Source organism: Acidovorax sp. KPB24-03 (genome assembly GCF_057546605.1).
In genome coordinates this window covers 1-1,088 of the sequence record NZ_BAAJYR010000729.1, presented here as the reverse complement: position 1 = coordinate 1,088, position 1,088 = coordinate 1, and the positions used below count along the sequence as shown (strand labels likewise).

Annotated in this window: 1 protein-coding gene and 1 pseudogene; both read right to left on the bottom strand. The window is 67.0% G+C overall.

The window, feature by feature from the left end; all coding sequences use genetic code 11:
- Positions 1-336: pseudogene (locus AC27KI_RS25565) on the bottom strand (aldehyde dehydrogenase family protein); the annotation flags it as partial.
- 104 nt (positions 337-440) lie between these two features.
- Positions 441-1,088 (bottom strand): isocitrate/isopropylmalate family dehydrogenase (locus tag AC27KI_RS25560; protein ID WP_487116606.1); only part of this gene is annotated, 648 nt, incomplete at its 5' end.

The window sequence follows — 1,088 nt, the reverse complement described above, 5'->3', positions numbered from 1 at the left end:
TAGGCCACCTCGCCCTTGCCCTCGGCCAGGGGCTTGCCCTGCTCCAGGGAGATCAGGGCGCCCACGGTCGTCCTGGTGGGCCAGCACCAGATCGTTCCAGCGCTTGATGATGGCCGCGCGCTGCTTGGCCGGCACTTGGCGCCAGGAAGGAAAAGCGGAATGGGCGGCTTCCAGCGCGGCCCGGGCCTCGGGGGCGCCGGAGTCGGGCACCTCGGTGATCACGGTGCCGGTGGCGGGGTCGGTCACGGGCAGCAGCGCGCCGGGGCCGGGGTGCCAGTGCCCTGCGATGAAGTTGGCGCTGCGGATCAGGTCGGGGCGGTAGAGGGTCAGGGGCATGGCAAGGACAGAATGGGATTTGAATGAAATCGGGCTCCAGTGCAAATAACACTAGGGCATCGTGCTACAAATTTAATAGCAAAAGGAATGACGGGGCCGATGGGCTAGCGCCTGGCGATGCACGCGGCGATGGCTTCGCCCACCTGCGTGGTGTTGGCCGTGCCCCCTAAGTCGGGTGTCTTCGGCCCGGTCTTGATGACCTCCTCGATCGCCGCCACGATGGCATCGTGCGCCTGCCGTCCCGCGCCCTGGCCTTGCGTCAAGAAGTCCAGCATCAGCGCGCCCGACCAGATCATGGCGATGGGGTTGGCGATGTTTTGGCCGTAGATGTCCGGCGCCGAGCCGTGCACCGGCTCGAACAGGCTGGGGAAGGTGCGCTCGGGGTTCAGGTTGGCCGAAGGCGCCAGGCCGATGGTGCCGGTGGTGGCCGGCCCCAGGTCGGAGAGGATGTCGCCGAACAGGTTGGTGGCGGCCACCACGTCGAAGCGCCCGGGCTGCAGCACGAAGCGCGCGGTGAGGATGTCGATGTGCTGCTTGTCCAGCGTGACCTCGGGGTAGGCCTTGGCGATGTCGTCGGCGCGAGCGTCCCACCAGGGCATGCTGATGGCGATGCCGTTGCTCTTGGTGGCAAGGGTCACGTGCTTTTTGGCGCGGCTCTGGGCCAGGTCGAAGGCGAACTTCAAGAGGCGGTTGGCGCCGTGGCGCGAGTAGACCGATTCCTGGATGACGATCTCGCGGTCGGTGCCCTCGTA